Annotated in this window: 18 protein-coding genes; 1 reads left to right on the top strand and 17 read right to left on the bottom strand. The window is 33.0% G+C overall.

What is annotated here, in order from left to right; all coding sequences use genetic code 11:
- Positions 1-15: 15 nt before the first annotated feature.
- From BM161_RS09735 to BM161_RS14385, 7 genes are all read right to left on the bottom strand, one after another.
- Positions 16-1,293 carry an ATP-binding protein gene (locus tag BM161_RS09735; protein ID WP_074932264.1) on the bottom strand — a complete coding sequence of 426 codons (1,278 nt, stop codon included), beginning with the start codon at positions 1,291-1,293 and terminating at the stop codon, positions 16-18.
- A gap of 307 nt (positions 1,294-1,600) precedes the next feature.
- Entirely contained in the window at positions 1,601-1,822 is a 222-nt protein-coding gene (locus BM161_RS09730) for a hypothetical protein (RefSeq protein WP_074932263.1), read from the bottom strand.
- Complete coding sequence (locus BM161_RS09725; protein ID WP_074932261.1) at positions 1,809-2,612, bottom strand: ATP-binding protein; 804 nt, start codon at positions 2,610-2,612, stop codon at positions 1,809-1,811. The genes BM161_RS09730 and BM161_RS09725 overlap by 14 nt, the downstream gene beginning before the upstream one ends.
- Positions 2,609-4,156 (bottom strand): IS21 family transposase, encoded by a 1,548-nt coding sequence (gene istA / locus BM161_RS09720; protein ID WP_074932259.1) that lies wholly within the window; start codon positions 4,154-4,156, stop codon positions 2,609-2,611. Before istA ends, BM161_RS09725 begins: the two co-directional genes overlap by 4 nt.
- 158 nt (positions 4,157-4,314) lie before the next feature.
- On the bottom strand, positions 4,315-4,560 hold the full coding sequence (locus BM161_RS09715; protein ID WP_074932257.1) for a hypothetical protein: 246 nt from the start codon (positions 4,558-4,560) through the stop codon (positions 4,315-4,317).
- Between the two features lie 13 nt (positions 4,561-4,573).
- Complete coding sequence (locus BM161_RS09710) at positions 4,574-5,305, bottom strand: hypothetical protein (protein WP_143090537.1); 732 nt, start codon at positions 5,303-5,305, stop codon at positions 4,574-4,576.
- A gap of 1 nt (position 5,306) precedes the next feature.
- Positions 5,307-5,660, bottom strand: coding sequence for a hypothetical protein (locus BM161_RS14385; RefSeq protein ID WP_177206229.1), 354 nt, complete (start codon positions 5,658-5,660; stop codon positions 5,307-5,309).
- Between BM161_RS14385 and BM161_RS09705 the strand changes: the two genes are divergently transcribed.
- Entirely contained in the window at positions 5,637-5,801 is a 165-nt protein-coding gene (locus BM161_RS09705) for a transposase domain-containing protein (protein WP_177206228.1), read from the top strand. The two genes, BM161_RS14385 and BM161_RS09705, sit on opposite strands and share 24 nt — an antisense overlap.
- Before the next feature lie 40 nt (positions 5,802-5,841).
- Here the strand turns inward: BM161_RS09705 and BM161_RS09700 are convergent, their stop codons facing one another.
- From BM161_RS09700 to BM161_RS09655, 10 genes are all read right to left on the bottom strand, one after another.
- Positions 5,842-8,043 carry an alpha-L-arabinofuranosidase C-terminal domain-containing protein gene (locus tag BM161_RS09700; RefSeq protein ID WP_074932251.1) on the bottom strand — a complete coding sequence of 734 codons (2,202 nt, stop codon included), beginning with the start codon at positions 8,041-8,043 and terminating at the stop codon, positions 5,842-5,844.
- 524 nt (positions 8,044-8,567) lie between these two features.
- Complete coding sequence (locus BM161_RS09695; RefSeq protein ID WP_074932249.1) at positions 8,568-8,951, bottom strand: hypothetical protein; 384 nt, start codon at positions 8,949-8,951, stop codon at positions 8,568-8,570.
- Positions 8,944-10,200: a sigma-70 family RNA polymerase sigma factor gene (locus BM161_RS09690; protein ID WP_074932246.1), complete on the bottom strand. Its 1,257-nt coding sequence runs from the start codon at positions 10,198-10,200 to the stop codon at positions 8,944-8,946. The genes BM161_RS09695 and BM161_RS09690 overlap by 8 nt, the downstream gene beginning before the upstream one ends.
- A 2-nt stretch (positions 10,201-10,202) precedes the next feature.
- Positions 10,203-10,745, bottom strand: a complete 543-nt coding sequence (locus BM161_RS09685; RefSeq protein WP_074932244.1) for a hypothetical protein — start codon at positions 10,743-10,745, stop codon at positions 10,203-10,205.
- Between the two features lie 10 nt (positions 10,746-10,755).
- Entirely contained in the window at positions 10,756-12,759 is a 2,004-nt protein-coding gene (locus tag BM161_RS09680; RefSeq protein WP_074932242.1) for an AAA family ATPase, read from the bottom strand.
- On the bottom strand, positions 12,750-12,926 hold the full coding sequence (locus BM161_RS14380) for a hypothetical protein (RefSeq protein WP_177206227.1): 177 nt from the start codon (positions 12,924-12,926) through the stop codon (positions 12,750-12,752). The genes BM161_RS09680 and BM161_RS14380 overlap by 10 nt, the downstream gene beginning before the upstream one ends.
- A complete protein-coding gene (locus BM161_RS09675; RefSeq protein ID WP_083425759.1) occupies positions 12,919-15,153 on the bottom strand; it encodes a DEAD/DEAH box helicase family protein in 2,235 nt (744 codons plus the stop codon). The genes BM161_RS14380 and BM161_RS09675 overlap by 8 nt, the downstream gene beginning before the upstream one ends.
- Positions 15,153-16,301, bottom strand: coding sequence for an aminotransferase class V-fold PLP-dependent enzyme (locus tag BM161_RS09665; protein WP_074932241.1), 1,149 nt, complete (start codon positions 16,299-16,301; stop codon positions 15,153-15,155). Before BM161_RS09665 ends, BM161_RS09675 begins: the two co-directional genes overlap by 1 nt.
- Positions 16,298-19,927: a hypothetical protein gene (locus BM161_RS09660; RefSeq protein ID WP_083425758.1), complete on the bottom strand. Its 3,630-nt coding sequence runs from the start codon at positions 19,925-19,927 to the stop codon at positions 16,298-16,300. The genes BM161_RS09665 and BM161_RS09660 overlap by 4 nt, the downstream gene beginning before the upstream one ends.
- Positions 19,920-20,795: a DUF4007 family protein gene (locus BM161_RS09655; protein ID WP_074932239.1), complete on the bottom strand. Its 876-nt coding sequence runs from the start codon at positions 20,793-20,795 to the stop codon at positions 19,920-19,922. Before BM161_RS09655 ends, BM161_RS09660 begins: the two co-directional genes overlap by 8 nt.
- Positions 20,796-20,797: the final 2 nt, after the last annotated feature.

Raw genomic sequence — 20,797 nt, 5'->3', positions numbered from 1 at the left:
AACACATAAACATCTCTAATCCCTTAAACATCCAACCGGCACAACGTACACCCCGTCCTCGCGGCGGTATGCGTACTTTCCGGTTCCGGTCAGAACCATCATGAAGGCTGGCTCTTTCATCTTTTTGGTATCGATTTTTGAGCTGAAGGTTTTGAGGTTGGCGGCGCCTTCTTCAATCAGGTGGTCGCCGCCGAGTTTTATTTCAATCAGGCCGAATGAACCATTTCTTAAATGGATAACTGCATCACATTCAAGACCAGACTTATCACGGTAATGATACACTTCTCCATCAAGGCTTTCTGCATATACACGTAAATCGCGCACACACAAAGTTTCAAAGAATAAGCCCATCGTTTCCAGGTCTTTCACAAGGTCAGCAGGGCCCAGGCCCAGGCTTGCAGTTGCAATAGAAGAATCACTAAAGTAGCGCGTATCCGAAGTTCTGATAGCAGTTTTAGAACGCAGATTCGGATTCCAGGCATGCATATCTTCAATCACAAAAATCTTTCGGAGTGCGTTTGTATATGAATAAACAGTATCTTCAGTAAGACTTTCAGCATCATTTGCAAGAATATCATCACGAAGAACAGTGTAAGCAGTCTGAGTACCCTGATTTCTTGCATACGATTTCATCAGCCTCCTGGCACGTTCAGAATCGCGTTTTACATTATCAACACGGGAAATATCAGTATTTACAATAGCATCAAAATAATCAAAAGCCTGGTCCAGAGCAATCTCCGGCTCCATATCAACAGTACCGGGCCAGCCGCCTCGACAAATTAAAAAAGCCAGTTTATCAATATCATCAATTTTGTTTTCTGCCAGAATCTGTTCCGGCTGGTCGAATAAAGCCTTAAGACTGATTTCGCCTGTAGATTCCCCTGACTCAAACAGCGACATAGGCCGCATTTTTATCCATGCAAAACGGCCGGTTCCGCTATGAAAGATTTCTTCATCATCAGGAGGAACCGCAGAACCAGTCAGAATAAACTGCCCCATTCCTTTTCTGTGATCAACCTCAAAACGAACAGCATCCCAAAGCTTTGGAGCAATCTGCCATTCATCAATCAAACGTGGAGTTTCACCCTCAAGCAGCTTAGAAGGATTAATATCAGCCGCTATAAGATTTGCTTTTACATCTTCCGGCTTAGACATATACAAAATGCTTTTCGCCATCTGCTCTGCAGTCGTCGTCTTACCACACCATTTTGGTCCCTGAATAAGAACGGCTCCCTTCCCTTTTAATTTCCTTTCAAGAGTCTTATCTGCAATTCGAGGTCTGTAATTTTCCATGCTTTTATTGTATATCTCATTTGGCGTTTTGGCAAGTTTTCATTTGGTGATTTGGCATTATTCTAATTGGCGAATCGGCAGAATTATATTCGGAGATTTGGCATTAAATATACCCTTATAAAACTTGCATCAAATATTTATTTATGTTTTCTTTGTTATAATACTAATACATTGTAAATTCCATGCACTCAGCACCACTTGCACGGAAAAATAGCGCCAGTCTGACGGAAATTTAGCACCACACATTCCGAAGAATTTGCACCATTTTGTATCATCAGACTGGCGGGTAAATAACGATTTCTATACGCTATTCACCGATAAACGGATCAATGCCATTGTAGTAAGTATCCACAAATTCCCTCCAGATTTTGAAATCCTTATAGACACAGGATATGTCACATTCAAGTTCAGAGTCTGGAAATAATCCAACCTTAGAGAGTTGCGTTCTCAGCGATGCTATTTCTTTGCATCTTGCCAGTAAGTCATTGGACATTGCTTCCAACAATGGAAATACATCAGAATACAACATCTGTACCTCCAAAAGCAGAATCAGTTTTTTCTGAAAAATTGATTCCATGTCTTTCGCGCATGGAAATCTTTCCTTCAATACTGACTGTAAAAGCGTTATGAACAATGCGGTCCATAATTGCATCAGAAACAGTCGCCTCAGATTCCTCTGAAGCATTGATTCTTGCATACCATCCTTCATTTTCATACTGAGTGCAGAATATTATAGACTTCTTTGCTCTGGCATCTACCAGCTCAAGGACTTCAAGAGATTCCGCCGGTGTAAGTTTTCGAATAAGCCATTCATCAATAATTAGAAGATCTATCTTCTTGTAGGCTTTGAGAACTTTTCTTGTTTCATTAGCACTGCGCGCAACTGCAAGTTCATCAAGGAGCTCCGGCATTCGTACGTAACGCACAGAATGAAATTTTCTGCACGCAGCATTTCCAAGTGCACATGCGAGAAATGTTTTGCCATTTCCGGATGCACCTTTCAGAATGATATGGTGTCCTCTGACAATATAATCGCAGGTTGCAAAACGAATCATTTCGGCCTTGTCCAGCTTACGGTCTTCATAATATTCAATGGCTTCAATTGAAGCATTAGGATCAGAAAAACGGGCTGAGCGTATTAAGTGATTGAGTTTATTCTGCTGACGCTTGCTCCATTCACAGTCAACAAGAAGTCCAAGCCGATCTTCAAATCCAAGCTTTGAATATGTGACAGAATCCTGTAGCTGTTTCTCGAGCTCATTAGCCATTGCAGGAAGTTTCATGGCACGCAGAAGTTCAATTGTCGACTGATTAATCATTTTGCACCACCTTTGCTGTAATAAGCAGAACCTCTGGTAATTCCGTAAGAGATTTTCGGCTCTTTCTGAAGCACAGCAGGCTTTGTCATTTTGGTAATGTTCTCTGACTTCAAAATGATGCTGATTGTCCTGATAGAAGGAGTTCCCATTGAAAGACAGGTTTCACAGGCTTTATCAACCTTGTCGCTGCCGTTCTTTTCTGCAAGTTTGATGAGGGATACACAGAATTTAAATCCCTGCTCAGGCTCTCTTCCTGATGTGAGAAAGTGCGTCATTACTTTTTCTGCATTTTTGCCGATTTTCTTTGCATGTGCCATAAAGCTTTCTGGATTATATTCCAGATACTTTCTGTGTTCCTGCGGCATATGGTCAGGATTCACAACAGGAGAACGCTGTATTTCATGAAGACGCTCATGAGAAGCGACTCTTGAGCCTTCAAAGAATACCTCAATTATGTTTCTGGTGATTCTTATGCTTACTTCTTCTCCAATCAGGTCGAATGGAACTGAATATTTATTTTTCCCGTCACTTATGAGATAATCATAAGGAACTCTGGCGGTCGTCCAGAGGCTTATTTCATAGGGTGCAGGAGGGAGCTTCTTAAGGAAGTCTTTTTCCTCGGTTTCAAAAGCTGTCCTTCTGCATCCTTCCTTTTGTCTGAACGGTCTGTCATTGAGTTCTTCAAGTTTTTCACTGACTGCTTCTGACAGCTCCTCGAAACTGAAAAACTTCCGGTTACGTAATGCTGCAATAATCCATGTAGAGGCATATTTCACGGAGTTCTCAGCATGACTCTTGTCTTTGGGATGACGGACACGTCCTGGTACTATGGCTGTCTGATAATATTCTGCCATCTCATAATAGCTTCTATTGAAGACTGTTTCATATCGTGTGTTTTTGGTAATACCAGTTTTAAGATTGTCCGGGATTAAAAGTCTTGTAACTCCGCCGAAATATTTATACGCATTTACGTGACACAAAATCCATGTATCAGATTTCATGTCACTGCAGGCCTGTGCATAAACAAAACAGCTGCATGGAAGAACAGCGACAAAAAGATATGCCGGAACAGATTCTCCAGTCATTGAGTCCCAGACAGGAATTGTGTTTCCAGCCCAGTCTACTTCCATTGCATCTCCCGGCTTGTGCGAGATTCGCATTGTTGCCTTTTTAATCCGGGCCCAGAATCTGTACTTGTCGCAGAACTGACTGTAGAGGTATGGGATTTTTCCCTCAGTTCTGCATTTTGCATTGTACTCACTCCAGAGCAGAGTAAGCGTTACGCCTTCTTTTGCAAGTTCCTTGTGAATGTACTCGTAGTCAGGTTCTTTTCTGTTGGCTTTCTCTGCAAACTTTTCCGGATGGAATATTGCAAACAAAGCATCATCTGACATTGCTTCACAACCCGGCCATTTTAGATTCTGCTGCTCTGCTATAAGCAGAACCTCATTAATTGTATGCCGGGAACTGCCCACACTCGCTTCGATCTTTCTCTGCGAGTACCCTAGACTTTGAAGTCTAAGGATTTCACGATAATGAACCATAAATTATCGCCTCCATATAAAAAAATAAGCCGCTCATACGAACGACTCATTTATTATATGTCCTTTTATACTGGTGCAGAATTCTCAGAATAGGTGGTGCAGTTTTTCCGTTTTGATGGTGCTAAATTCTCGTGCAAGTGGTGCTCATGCAATGGAATTTACACCCCCCACTCATACTCTCTGTTAAACGCTTTTGATAACATCGGAGCAATCAATCCAAGAGCTTCCAAATTCCACTGATAATGAACATCCGGGCCAGGCTTAACCTCACAATCTGGATCTTCCATGTCATAATCGTGTTCAAACTTCGAAATTTCTGAAACCAATTCATTCTTTACTTTCAAGATTTCTTGATACGACGCATTTTCAAACTGTTCTACATACTGTTCTGGTGCCATCATCATAATTTTATTCCTCCTATTCTTCTTTATTTTCCCCATTGAAAAGTGGATATTCAAAATACTCATGGAACTTGTCTTGGAACATCTTAAAAAGTCTCTGGAATTGTAAAAGTTCTTCTTCCCAGCCCTGAGTTAGCGCATTATATCTTTTTAGTTTTTCTTGGTAGCCTTCCATTGATTCGGTAAGAATATTTGTGCCAGCAAACTTCATCCTTCCAAATACAAAGGTTTCGCTGGCACCATCCATGATATTATAATTTGATATTTTTCTTGGAAGCTTCTTTAATTCTTCCTTATTTTCCTTAATAAGTTTCTTTATTTCTTTTACAAGTTCTGGACTATTTAAGAGAATAAATTCTTTATCCTCTGAGATACGTTCTTGAGGTCCCAGCTTGGAGTAACCATATGCATGACGAACTAATCTTCCATCCTCCAAAAGCTTGAGGTTGTAACTGTTTCCAAACCAGCACATACAGTCATATTCAAAAACAACCTTTGGTAGCTTAGTACAAGCATCTAGTATTTTAAAAGGTTCGTCTAAACTATGAAACTTTGCAGTTTTTCCATCTGTTAGTATTACTTGTGGAAGTCCTACCACGCATGGAGTCTTATAGCCTCCTGTATATACTTCTATATCAGCACCCGGTCCATCAATTTGTCCAAGCATTCCATAAAAATGAACGGTATCAAAGCCGTTTTTCTTTGCAAAATCTAAAGCAACCTTTCTAAACTCTGGTTTTGTTTTCATATCACCACTCCCCTTCTCCAAACTCCCCGTACATTTCATCCATAGCATCGCGATCTCCCATCATTGCATCATCTGCAACCTGGGCATAATACGAATTATAATCATCTGAAGGATCATCAGAAAAATAATCCCTCTCCCCTCGAGCAGCTCTAGTTTCAGAATCGTAATAATCATCATAGTCTTCGCAATCATATTCCCGAGAATATCCTCCATCCTCACCGCCAGTACCAACAGCGCGGAGCAGACCGTTCGACCATTTACATTGCTCAGAAAGAACTCCATGTTCTACGGCAGTGGCGAAGGTGCCAGAAGCAGCTGCTGGATTCTTACCATGATTGAAACTGCAAAAATTCATAACATCAGCCCGGAAGATTACCTTCGTTGTGTTTTCGAACGTGCACCTTACTGCAAATCCGACGAAGATTGGGAAAAGCTCTTACCATGGAATATTAAAATAACACCTTATGAACCTCGTGGCGAATGGGTTAATATTTAAATCAATTTTTATTGATGGGGAAAGCCTTCTCAACCATGTACTACATCTTCTGCCGTAAAACATTCACCGAACGAGGCAAAATTGAAATTGTATTGTCTTTTCCGATCATGAGTTTTTGGTTAACAGATTTTACATTCTCTGGTTTTTCAAAAGTATTTTTTTCAGAATAACTGCTACCTGACAAAACTGTAAGTTGAGCCTCTTGTTCTATTAGTACATCAGTTTCCAAGTTCAAATCAATTTTGTTTTCAGAAAAATTTACAATCTTTGTTATAAGCTCATTAGTTTTTGTATCAACTGTTGAAACTGCACTGATGTGTGGAATAGAACCCAATGTGTGATTATAAATTTCTTTTTCATTAATGCAGATTTTAAACCAGTCTTCTTTTGCCTGAATTTCAACCTTGATTTTTCCAGAAGGCAGATTGTATGATTTTTCTTTACAGATTACTTCCTGAGACCAGCCGTTAAAATGAACAATTTTAGAATTACCATTTTCGATAATTAAATCATAATGATTCTGATCTTCGCCTAAAGTTCCTCTATCCCAGAATTTTATGTGCAGATTTGCAGCATTTTCATATACTTTTGTGAAACACTGACCTTCAAAAATATTTCCCTGTTCATCTGTAAAATGCCCGGATTCCAGGCGGCGGTCGGAATCGGTAATTACATTGCATTCACAAACATATTCCCCTCGATTTTCCGCAAACATTTTAAGCATATAATAACTTGGAATAACGTAATTCTCATGATTATTAAAAATAATCATATCAGGTTCCCAGGAAACATAATCAACATTTTTGAACAAAGGAGCATAACTTGTCATTCTAACTTTATTTTGATTTCGCTCAATGCCAGTTAAAAAAGCTGCTTCACCTAAAGCTCCATAAAGAGTTCCTTCTTTACAACCAATAGTTGAGGCATATTCTCCACAGTAAATATTAATTCCGCTAGGATCTAAATCATCGTAAAGCTTTGTATTTGCAGCAAAGAAAATCGGATCTGAATAAAAGTGTTCATCTACAAACTCAGTTTTTAAACCTACACGCTCAGAATGATCTGTGGAAATGTAAATAAAATCAGGATATAGCTTTTTAAGTCTTGTGTAGAATTTTTCGTAACGCTTAAAATATTCATCGCCCCAGTTTTCATTTCCAATTTCAAGATATTTTAAAACAGTAAAAGGTTCAGGATGTCCATTTTCAGCACGCTTTTTTCCCCAGAAAGAATCAGCAGGTGCTGTAGCGTATTCAATTGCATCTACTGCATCCTGGAAAAATTCTTCAATAAGATTTTCGTCAAAATAATCCGGGCATCGACCCTGGCAAGTCATTCCGCAGTTAAAAACATACATGGCGTCAATATTTGCATCTTCACAGAATTGCAAATATTCATGAAAGCCAAGCCCGTTAGTTGTCATGTAAGACCATAAAAGCCAGTGAGGTTTTCTTTCCCAGACAGGTCCAATGGAATCTTTAAAACGATAGGCAGTTTCTTTGGAAAATCCTTCTACAATACAGCCCCCTGGAAAACGCAAAAAAGCAGGTTTTAAATCCAGTAATCTTTGTGCAAGTTCTTTTCTAAGTCCATTTTCCCGTCCCATAAAAGTTTCAGCCGGGAAAAGTGAAGTAAATCCAAGAATTATTTTTTCTGATGATTCAGAATATATGGCCAGACGACCATCAAAATCTGTGGCAGAAGAAAGCAACTGGCATTCATATTTTTTGTAATCTCCAGAAATCTCTAAATCTTGTTTTGTATAAATCTTCTTACCGTCACTAGAAGTAAGCATAACACTCACTTTCACCAGAGAATTGGATTTCGCGAACATAAAAAATTTGTAGCTCTCCCCTTCTTTTACAGGAACTCCTTTAAAACCATCATTTAAAATTGCTCCACCGTTAAGCTGTAATTGCAAGGCGCGTTTTCGGTTTACATTTAAAGTGTCATTTTTAATCCGTTCTGCTTTGGCACCATTAATGCAAGTCCAGGCGGCAATTCCTTCTTCTTCAAAGCAATCAAAAGAAGAAGTCCAGCCTGTAGGAGACGTAATCAATTTGTTGTTTTTATCGTAAGAGCAGCCTTCTGGAATAATTCCATCATCAAAGGCCCTGTTTCTTAATAATTCAGCATAAAGTCCACCATCGCCAGCACGGTTAATATCTTCAAAAAAAAGACCATATAAAGATGGGGTTGTATCAATGATTTTACTTTTCGGTTTAATATTTAACTTATACATAGAAAATATCTTATATCAAAAAGATTTACTTGGAAAGATTTAAAATCTGAGAGAAATATTTTCTCCCATAAAATCGAAAAGTCCTTTTAAATCCAGTTTGTTCTCAATATTTTTTCCGATATATTGAAACAAAGGTTCAAAATCATTCATTTCTTTTCTCCAAAAAGCTTATGTAATTGATTTTAGTTTTTATTAAAAGAGAATTCTTGATAATGTTTGCTATCTATATTCAGAAAGAGTCCACCTGGTTAATTTGCAAAAACTCACAGAAATTGGACCTTATTTAAATCAATCCCTGTTGATTTAAATAATCAACTGCATAATTTTAACATAGAAAGTCTGATTTTTCACCGCTTGGTTTGACGCTTACATACATGAGAATTGACGGTTACGTTTGAACTTGAGTGTAGAAAGGAAGCTGGGGATTCTGTGTGTGTTGAAATACTTACTCCAGTTTATGAGAAGCTTTTGAAGCATAGGGAGAGGGAGCTACGAGAGGGGATGAATGGGGAGTCGGTGTTTGTTTAGTTTCGTGTATTTAGATAATTTTTCTTTTCTTCAAAATCAATCGTTCCTACAGGAACAATCATATAATAATTATTTGCAAAAACGGCTTCAAAATTAATCGTATGTAAAAATTCATTTAATTCAAAAATGTCAGGCAGGGGCTGGTCATATTCTGCAAACTTTTCTTTCAATTCATCATAATATATTTTTTTATATTCCGGGTATTGTGATAAATATGTTCCAAATTCTTTTATAAACTCTGGTCTTTTTGATTCTTTTTCAAGAACCTTTCTTGCTTCTTCGATTATTGTTGGATCTTTATATGTTGTAGAAGAATTACTTAGAATAATTATTAAAAAAATAAAAAATACTACAAAACCAAAAACTATCCACTCAATCATAATTTGGCCCTTTTATTTGAATTAAAGTATCAGGTTGATTGTTTTGACCTTGAGACATATCCGAAAATTCATTTTCTTCTGGATAAAACTTATTTAGTGTGTTATCTATTTCAACTCTTGTAAAAATATCATCAAATAATAGTCTTGTATAATATTGATCAATAAATGTCCTTGATTCAGGTAAATAAACAGATTCAGTTGCATGTTCAGAAAATCCATCAATTATTGAAAGTCTACGAGGATGTCTTAATCGTCTTAAAGCTTTTGATTCTATCTGTCTAATTCGTTCTCTTGTTAAATTATAAATCTGTCCAACTTCTTCTAAAGTTAGTTCGTTCCCATCTTCTAATCCATAACGCAATGATAGTATTTCGTGTTCTCTTTGTGGTAAAGTATCGAGTAATTTATTTAATAGTTTTCTTAAGCTTTCATAACTAGCTTTTTCCGGAATTTTATCATCATAAGAAATTCTATTAAAATCTAATGCAATTAATGGTTGTAAATATTGATATGCATAAAGATTTTTTTCTTTGAATTCAATGAGTTTCCTTTCAGGAACATAATCTAAAAAGTTATTTATTCCATACTTTTCAATAAGGCTTTTATTGGGAGTTAGAAATTGAAATAATTCTTGATAATGATGATTGGGTATTTCATAAACTGCGTTATTTTTCTCATAATTTCGTTGCATTGCAGCGTAAACATAATATGGGTAATATCCAGGGAAAGGTTGAGGTGATGTTATATCATATGAATTCAGAGCTTTTATTAAACCTTCAACAGCATCTTCAAAACTGTTATTAATGTCACTTCCAAAACTAATAGAAAAATTATATGCACTCCTAAAAAGATTTCTGGAATACATAGAAATAATTCTGTTTCTTGCAAACAAATTTCCGTTTTTTGCTTGTGGAACTAAAGTTTGCCATTCGTTTCTTTGAGGAGGTAATGTTTTTTTTAACTCTGCAATTAAATATTTTTGTTCTGGGTATTTTTTTAATATCTCCTTGTATATTTCATCATAATCAACTTGAGCTCTATCATAACCTTCATCTTCTATATCATTAACAGGTGCCTCATCTTGTATTAAAACTTTTCTATCTATTAAAAATTGCATGATTTTATCGATGTCAAAAAAATCAACATCATTTTCATCACAGCATTTTTCAATTTCTTGTTCTGTTAGAAAACCTTTCTTTGAGGATAATTGATATAGATATTCCTGAATTTCCGCTCTTGTTAAAGCCATCTTTAACTTCGCGCAATTTTAAGTAATTCTTCAGACAGATTTGAATCATCAGAATCTTGGTAGTATCTAGAATGTATGTCTTCAATAAAATTATATAATTTCATTACATAATCATCTGTTGTGCTTGCATTCTCAATTAATTTTTCATGCAAAATATCAATACCACCAAGTACATAACTTTCAAATAATTTTACATCTGTTTCATTTTCACCTTGATAAAAATATTTGAAAGCTTTATTTACTCTCTGCTCAAAATTAGGTTCGTTTCTTTTATCAGAAAGCATAATCAATCTATAAGCAAAATACAAATCTGTTTGGTGACTATTAAAGGCTTCTAAAAAGATTTTTGTAGCTTGTGTTTTTCCATCTTTTGATTTCTCATTATTTGGTTCAGCCTTTGTTTGATATAAATAACCAACAATAGCTGCAGTTATGAAAACATCAATATTTGTTTTGAAAATCGGAGTTGTATCATTAAACTTTGCAGTGAGATTAATTACCTTTTGTGCATGAGTTCCTTTAAATGAATATTCTTTATCAAACATTTTGTCCCCCTTACATTTCTTTGAATGATGTCTCAAATTCATCATTCTTTATGAACTCATAAGATTTTCCTAACTTATTTCCCATATTCTTTTTTGCAATTTCAGCATCTTTATCAAAAGAGAACATAATTACTTGTTCCGCAATATTTGGAATTGCCTCACAAACATTAGAAACTCTTTTTTTATCAAAACTTGAGAGAGGAGCATCCATTACAAGAGGATAAGCTTCAGATTCAAGTTTCATTTCAGAATCTGCTTCTTCATTATTTTCTTTTGCCATTTTTATTACACCTGTAATAAATGCAAAGATAACAGACATACTTTGAGCTGTGGATGTTTCAATTGTTCCTTTATAACCTACAAAATCATCTGCAACAATTTTTATGTTATAACGTTCATCAATCAAAACAGAAAGTTTACCATCATAAATAGTTTTGAAAATCTTGTTTATATTGTCTTGCAATTTATTTCTTACTTCGGTTTCTTTTTTATTGTATAATTCTGAAAGGTAATTATACATATATTGTGCATAAGCCTTGTAAGTTGCAATTGCTCTGTTGTTTGAATCTTTAAGAACTAATTCCTGTAATTGTGATTCGATGCGTTCTTTTTCTCCTTTATTTTTTCCTAATTTTTCAATTACATCTTCTTTTTCTTGTTCATATTCACGAATCTTTCTTTCTTCTTCATCATATTTACTTTGAATATTAGAAGTTCCTGATTGACCACGAAGTTTCTCATCAATAGTGTTTATTTCATTCTGATAATCTTCGATTTCAGAAACAGTACTTCTTATGTCTCCAAACTTTCCTAAAAAGTTTGGATCATAATAATCTTTGATTGCATCCACACGCATATTTGCTTCTGTAACAAATTGACCTATAAAAGTTCCAAGACTTTTTGGTGGAATAAATTGTAAGAGATTTTGCAATTCTTTATATTCTTTGGATTCTTTTGAAATACAATTGCCACAAATACATTTTCCTTGTTCAATTAAAAAATCAATTGTTTTTGCAGTAATATCAGGAATACCTTTATCTATAATTTTTGTTTCATTGAATTCTTTTACAACATCTTTAATTATTGGCTGGCAAATCCAAGATAAAATATTTTTATCGAAAGAACAGAATAGATTATCAACTTGTGAAGTATGTCTACTTTGACATGCAGAAATTAAGCTTTCTAGTTCTGCTTTTCTATTTATAAGAGCTTCTGACTCTTTGAATTTTGCCATTTGGGCATTATATTCTGCCTGGAGATTTTTAGAGTCTCTTATTTTATTTTCTATTTCATTCTTTCTATTTTCACCAATTTCAATATCAGCATCTAATTTATTAATAATAGTTTTATATTCAGCAATTTTCGAATTGGCCTTTGAATCATAATCATTATTATAACTTTTAATAACTGAATTAGCATTGTGTTTTGAATAGAGATGGTTGAGAGTATTTGAGAATGCAGCTAATCCTAAGAGTCTACGAACAGCATCAGCAAATTCATCACTTTTACCATAAGTAAGTTCCTTACTCATGTTGTTAATTCTTTCACCATCAAAAAAGAAATACTTTGATAATTCCTGTGGAAGAATCTCTTTTATTCTTAATTCGACTTCATTTTCTGGAACAAATTCGGTTTCACCATTATCAGCTTTATATTTAATTTTTAATACGGAACTATTAGGTGTATTCAAATCACCTTGGGAGTTTGTTGTATATTTTTGTTCACGAGTAATAATATAAGGTCGTTTTCTATGAATCAAGTTTAATTCAACACTTACAGTAGTTTCTGCAGATGGTCCTAAATCATTAGAAACTTTTTTGTTTAATACAATAGGATCTCGGAAATCTGTACTTCCATAAAGACACCATTTGAAAGCTTGTGCGAAGGTTGTTTTACCAGCTCCGTTTTCTCCTAAAATAATAGTGACGTTTTTATCAGGATCTGTAGAAAACACAATTGTCTGAGTCCCTCTAAACTGTCGAAAGTCTTTAAGCGTTATTTGAGTTAAAAGCATTTTACTTCCTCCGCAATTTTTTTCTTAATATCTTTAATCAATTCTTGAGATGTTAATTTCTTTGTACTTAAATTTGTTTTTTCCGTAATTAAAACTTTTTTGAGAATTTTATTTGCTTTATCTACATCTACATCGATGCCATCAATTTGAACAGTTTTTTCACTCATAAGTTATCTCCTCTGTTTCTTTCAGATCTTTATCTTCAAGTTCATATAATTCTTTTATTTTATTGAGAATTGCTTCAGCTTCTGATTGATTATCTGCAATTCTTGAAAATTCGTATGCTCTTATTAATTCCTTTATTACGAGACCTTTATCCTGATTTTTAGCTTCTTTAGTTAAGCCATAAACATCATTAAGAGGTCTAGGCAATGTAATAAAGTCATATATATCTGCATAAGTCTTTCCTTCTGCTTTTCGTAAAACACGTCCTCTTCGTTGGATATATTCTTTTGGATTTGTAGTACTTGCTAAAATAAAAGCTGTTTTGATTTCTGGTATATTTACACCTTCATCCAAACATTTAATCGCGATAAGAACTTTTAAATCTTCTCCCTTAGAGAATTCCTTCAGCAAAGTAGCTCTTTCCTGCATATCTTCTTTAGATGTAAATTGAGACACAGCCATGCCTAACTTATTACCCAGCAAATCTGTTATTACTTCAATTTGTCTTTTTCCTTCCTGGATATCTTCATTCTGTTCGTCATCGGTCAAACCGCATGAATCTTCATCGAAAACGCGTGTTGCTCCACAATATACAAGAATGTGTTTGTCATTTATATAAGGTTGTATTTCCTTATCAAGAGTAACTATTTTTTCAGATGCTCCAGCTACAAGTCTAGAACGTTCAAGAGCAAGTTTTTTTCCTAACTCATTTAGTTTTAGACCATTTTTTCCTTTTATAATACATTTTGCTATACGTTTAGTAAGTTCCTGATATTTATCTAATTCTGTTTCAGTAAGATATGTTATAACAGGGTGGTATCTATAAGGTGTTAATTTTTTTTCTCTAATAGCTCTACCAAGATCATATTCTATACATTTTTCACCAAAGTAATCATATAATGATTCAGTACCTTCTTTATCGCCATGCCGTTCCAATGTAGCTGATAGAGCAAGTCTATAATTGAATTTATCAGATAATAATTGGCGTAAATATTCAGCTCCAAAGTTATGTGCTTCATCTACCAATAATAGAGCATTGGATTTTAAATTTCTTATTTGTTCTTGAACAAAATCACTTGAAAAAGTAGCATTTGTAGAAATAAAACAGAAAAATTGTTTATCTTTTACAAATCGTTGGTCAATGACTGCATTCTTTAATCTTGTTTTCCAATTTTTTTGTGTTGAGTCACTATAACCTATAATAGGTTCAATTCCAAATTTTACAATGTCTTCAACCCATTGTTCTACAAGATGTTGATATGGACAAACTATAAAAACTGCAAGTTTATCATCAAGAGCTTCACTTAAAACTGCCATTGCACTTAAACCGGTAAGTGTTTTTCCTGTTCCAGTTGCCATATCGAAAATGCCGCAATAATTATTTTCTTTCCATTTTGCAATTGCATCTTTTTGATATTCAAATAAATCTAACCATTCTGGTATTCTAGGTATCTTCATATCTTCATCTTTATCTATGTTCTCAAATATTTGAGTAATTCTTTTTTTTACATCTTCGCTTTTTTCAGAAGATTCTTGTATTTTTCCATAGGTTCTTTTTCCAATATTAGACTTTGCTAATATTCGAATAAAAATCCTATCCCAACTTCTACTTTTTTCCCATTGTTCATTAAACCAAAAAATGTGACCTTTTTGTGTATTTCCAGTTTTTGGTTCAGAAGTAATATTTGCAGAATTAATTTCCAAATAATTTAACTCTGAATTATTTTCCAATCCATTTCTTGTAAAGTTTGAACTACCTACAATTGCTTTTGAATCATCATTTCCAATGAATATGTAGCATTTTGCATGTAGAAATGTTTTGTTAATATGCTTATCAAAAACATGAATTTGAAATTTTGGATTATCACCAGATGCATACTCTAATAATAATGCAATCGAATCTTCATATTCAGAAGTCACAGGTATATTGTTCAAATGATATTCAAAATAACTTTTTGGATAATTATTCAAGTCAATATCAGCAGAATGTTTCAATTGATAGTTTTGAACTTCTGGATCTTCACCCAATAATAATTTGATACTTGTGTTATCTCTTTTTAAAAAGGTATTGAGTTCATCGTATAAAACAGCTATTGCAGGAATATCCCAATAACCGGTTGCAATATATAATTCATTATAGGTTTCATCTAAGAGGAGCTCTTTTATATAATTGAGAAGTTTATAATTTTCAGTGTTATCAATTAATTGATTTCTATAATTGACACTCATTATATATTCTCTTTGATGTAATCAAGTGCATTTTTCAAACCTTCAAAATCAGAATCGCTTGTATAATATTGTACACTAAATCTCACAGTTCCAGCAGGAAAAGTTTTTAAAGTTTTATGAGCGAGAGGGGAACACTGTAAACCGGTTCTGACAGCTACATCTTTTTCATCTAGAACATTTCCTATTTCATCAGCAGTATAATTATCAAATAAACATGAAATTACACCAATTGTTTTTTCGTAATCTTTGCAGCCTACAATTTTGATAAAGTCATAAGAAGATAATAAGTCGAATAATTTCTTATGGTTTTCTTTTTCCTTTTGACGAATTAAATCTGTATTAGAAAGCCACCATTTCAAAGCTTCATGTAATCCTGCAATTGCCTGAATGTTCTGGCTGCCCATTTCATATTTATAAGGCATCTCTTCTGGCATATCCTGATTGGCACTATCTACACCTGTTCCACCAAATAAAAAAGTTGGTAAGTTAGTTGTTTTATTTTTTACAAATCCACTAATACCAAAAGGACCAAGTAAGGTTTTGTGTCCGGCAAAAACCGCAAAATCAATATTATTGTTTCCTACATTTAAGGGTACAAGTCCTGCTGTTTGAGCCATATCAAGAATCGTTATTGCATTAAAACTTTTTGCTATTTCACATAATTTTTCTACTGGATTTATAAATCCACAAACATTACTTCCATGGCTAAGAATTATTATTTCCGGTTTTAATTCTTTAAACTGTTGGTTGATTAATTCAAAATTATATTGCAAAGAATCATCTATTGGTAAAACAGAAACTTTTATTTGTTCAGATTTTTTTAAACTTTCTAAAACTCTTGTTACAGCATTATGTTCAAATGGTGAAATCCATACATTTTTAATTTTTGAATTTCTTACAAGCCCTTGAATTATCATATTAAGTGCAATCGTAGCACTAGGAGTAAACACTACGTCTTTGTTAGGACACTGCAATAATTCTTTGATAAGATCTCTTGTTTCTGAAATTATTTTAGTTGAGTCTGCAGCCTGTTTATACTGTCCACGTCCTGCATTTCCACCACAAGTTCTATAAAAAGAATCCATGAAATCATAGACTTCCTGCGGTTTAGGATAAGTTGTAGCTGCATTATCAAAATAGAAACTCACTTGGACAGCTCCTCAAGAATATTAATCAATACCTGACGCTTTTCATTTTCATTTATGGATTGACCATATTCATTAAGAATATTAACTAATTCAGTTTCCAAAACTCCTGCTTTCTTACTGCAAGTGACTTTGTTGAAATTTCTTTTTGTAATTTTACCTTTATCATCAACAAAATTAATGTAATAAGCACCAGAAGAAGCGGACTCTGGTATTTCTTTAATTATACTCTCGTTTTCTGTATTTGTATATTTGTAATTCTTTAATGTATCAATATATTCAGATAATTGTCTTTCATAAATCTGAATAGTGCTTTCTGACCAATCAACAGTATTAATTCCTGTAAGTGTTACAGCCAATGTTTTTATCAATTTGTTTTCATTGTTTCCACAAGAGGCAAGAACTTGGTAAAGGTTTTCAGCATGATTTTCAAATCTGTGTTCTTCAATGTGAGTATCCAGAGATTTTGTAAATGTATCACCATATCCACAAAGAGAACCTTCTTTTTGTTTTGGAGCAAGACGAATCTTTGTAGTTTTTATAAGTTCATTCTCAAGTTCATTTAATATATTGTCATAAAAACATTTAAATTGCTCAATCTTATGGAAAACAACGTTTGCATAATCATCTGAACCAAAAATATTTTTAGATCTATTAAATAATATTTCTTGTGCACCCATACCTGGTGTTTTTAAGAGAGCTAAAAAATCTTTATATTCTTTTGGGGTTTTGGAGGTGTATTCTTTTGAGTATTTAGGTAACTCACGCATCCATTCTACAATTCCATTTAGAATATAGTTATAACCAATACGATTATTCTCCTGGATAATAAAATCAGCAAAGAGATTTTCAAGTCTACTTAAATATATTTCTTTATCTTTAGACCAAGGAATAATTGAAATTGTATAATCCTTTGGATTATCGACTGCATTACAAATAGTATCGGAATTGATTTTCAATTCACTTGTTTGATCTTTAATAATTACATTGTTATAAATCCTACTTAAAGCAACTGAAATAAAAATAGGTATAGTTCCTTTTCTCATTCCAATATGATAAGTTTTGTTTGTAAGCTTATTAATTAAAGGTTCAAAAGTCAGTGGTTTATCTTTTGCTTTTTCAATAAACTCATTAATAACCTTAAATAAATTCTTATAGTTTTTATTTAACTTATCACCATCTATATCAAAATATTTTGATTTTCCGTTTTCATCTAAAATGTTTGTTACACAGAGAGAACTTCTTTTAAAAGATAATTCCTGCCCACCAGTGATTCCTAAATCAGTTTCTTGTGAAGTTAGAATTGCATCAATAAGAACAGATCTACTTTTTTTAGCAGCAGCTGTAAGCTCATTTTTATTTAATGGTTCATTATTAATAATTGGTGTTTTTGTGTATACTTCTTCGCAAAGGCTAGATAGTAAGTGAGTAAATGCTGCCTTTCTAAATAAGTGTTGTTTTTCACCTTTTGAATAATAGATACTTTCTCCAAACTCAGGATGTGTGAAACAGCGAATGTAATTATTCAATATTTCTTTTAAATCCTGTTCAATTAAATCTAATTCACCATATAAGATAGAGTCATTTTTAGATTCTTCTTTTAATTGAGAAAGAGCATCTATTTTTCTTAAATCTTTTGAAAGTTGAATTATCTTGGTAGGTAAAACGAAAACGCTTAAAGTGCTATTCTGTGAATATTGTTTTGCTTTAGATTCAATTTCTTTTAATTGGTAAGTTGTAGGAATAATTCCGACTATAATTCCATCGGCATTAGTTCCTGCTTCAAATGTATATGTTCCGGTTGTTTCAAACAATTCTGTATCAGAAATAAATCTAAACTCAAAATATCGAGTCATCTCATTAATAGTGTTATATTCAACTGGGTAGAGGTAATGTTCTGAATTTAAATTGTTAATAATTTCGATATCTGATATTTGATTTTTTCTTTTTTCAATCTTATCTTCGATTAAAGAAGTAATATCAATTTTAGAGCCTTCTTTTAGTTGTAAGAAATTGTTACTTCTGCAGAAGTAAATACAGTTTTTACTATTCTGTAATTCTTCGAGTGTTTTTGATATTTCATTAAATGTATAACCTGAATCTGCGTAAATACACTGAATTACTTCACTTGTAGGCTCTAATCGTTCAAATTGATTTAAGCAGTAAATAAGAGTTATCGTTTTTATAATCTTGGATTCAAGAGAATCTTTTTCAAGTTCTGCTAAAATCTTTTTTGATACATTGTAATAATTTTTTATTGGACTTGTATAAGGTTCAGCTCTCATTTGATTGTCAAAATAATCAAATAGTAAATCAGGTGTAATAAAAACAGGTCTATTATTCTTAGAGTATTCTATGTTTTTAATAAAAGTTGGTAATGTATTTTTTTCATTCGAAGATAAGAATGTAAACATTGTTCTTTCATTCTGTGCAATTTTTTCTGAAAAGCGTGGCAAAATATATGATGTAACAGGATGAAGTGGATAACAACCTTCAATAATATTTGAAATTTCTTCACTTGTAGAATTTGCAAATATTCGCTTAAATGTTTGGGTTTCTTTTAATCCTTCAAAATAATTTTTATGTTTATTCGAAAAATCAGTCCAAAGCTTTGGATCCTTTTTCAAAACTGTATTAATGATTTCATAAGTCTGAGAATAATCAGACTGTAGTATTATATGAGAAAATCGCTCACTAACACCTTTCCATCCATCAACCTTTTCTTTAGGTAATTCATCGATATAGTTTGAAATTTCCTTATGTGAAATAAGGAGTAAATGCATTTGTTTATTTTCACTTCTACAGCATTTTTCTGCAAAATCCTGTAAAAGCTTGATATCATTAATATTCGCTTTTGTAATACTGCTTTCAAGGTATTTACTAAATTCATCATAGATTACATAAAGACCAATATAACCTTTACCAGATTTGATAAGCTTATCATTTACACTTTCATATAATTCAACAATATCAAAACCTGTAAACGGATTAAATTCACTTCCGCTTGTTAATTGCGGATAAAGATAAATGAAATCAGAATATATTTTAGAATCAAACTGGCTGAGTCTTTCTATGAAATCAGTAACTTTTATGTTTATAAGTTTTGTAAACTCTTTATATGTATTAGGAAAATCTGTTTGCCACTTTTTTATTGTATTAATTGCAGCTGTATAATTTGTATCAGGCATTAAGTCTGCAAAGTCATTCTGCTTTAGTGTATTATAAAGAGATGAAAGAAATGATTGACTAAGACTTGTACTTGATCCACTAATAATAATTGGTAAAATCTTCTTGTTACTATCAAAATAGTTAATTACATCTTCTTTTAAACCTGGATTTTTTCCTCCGAGTTTGTCTAAGAAATCATTAAACAATTTTTTATTTTTATTAAAAAGAATATTTAAGATTTCAAGTATTATATGAGATTTTCCTTTTCCATAGGCTCCAATGATAATTCTTGAACGCTTTGTAGAATTACTGTTAATACTAGTAAAAATATCTTCAAATAAATCCAGAGCTTCAGTTGTTGGTATAAAGTTCTTTATTTTATTCTCATCATATAAGTCATATGCTATATTTACAGAACTTTGAAAATTCTTTGCAATATTAATCATTTTTGTATTACTCATTTTCCATGTCCTTATAGTATTTTTCTATACAATCCAAATAACTTAAATCTGTTGTTATTCTTAAAACATCAAGACCAGCAGTTCTAACTACTTTTACATAACCTTTGTTTTCCAGGTCACTTAACAGACTTATCAATAAAATTGTATCAAGGTTGAATACTTTTCCTACAGAGCTAGGTTGATTTTGTAAATCGTATAGTTTTATTTCTTTTTGTTCGTTAGCCTGATTAATGATAACAGCCAGAACAATCAGTAATGGCAGATTTTGTTTACTTGGTGAAGCTTTCTTATATAAACCTTTTTCAAGACTCTTTAATAATCCAAGTTCCGTAAAAGGACATTCCATATTACTTTCTGGACCAAAGTCTTCATTTTTGCCGTTATCATCTAAAGAACTTCTTTGTAAGTATGTTCTTCTTAGACAATCAAAATCTTTTAGTAAACTTGATTCAGAAGCTGGCTTTTCATTATGCATTTCGTCCCATTTCTTAATAGCAAGAAGATAATCTTCTGCAGTGAATTCGGACAATGAAAATTCATTAAAAAAGAAATACCATGAAGTAGCATTTTCTATATTTTTAGCTAAGTTATATTGAAGAATCCAAAGTGTTCCTAATTCTTCTGTATACGGATCATATTTTTTTATCAAGTTACCAAGCATCGAAATATCAAAAACTTTTTTCTTTGGCTCATCGACTGTAATACCAGTAACTTTCAGCCAGTAGCGCAAAGCTTTTACCATGTTTTTACCAATGCCTAATTCATCCATAGCAGATAGTTCATCTTTTTTGAAAGCTTCAAACTTTCTGATACCTTTTGCGAGCCAGTCTTTTCTGATACTAAATGATTCATGTCCGCTATACTTCATAT

It is taken from the genome of Treponema bryantii (assembly GCF_900113965.1).
GTDB lineage: Bacteria > Spirochaetota > Spirochaetia > Treponematales > Treponemataceae > Treponema_D > Treponema_D bryantii_A.
This window is presented reverse-complemented; position numbering and strand designations above follow the sequence as displayed.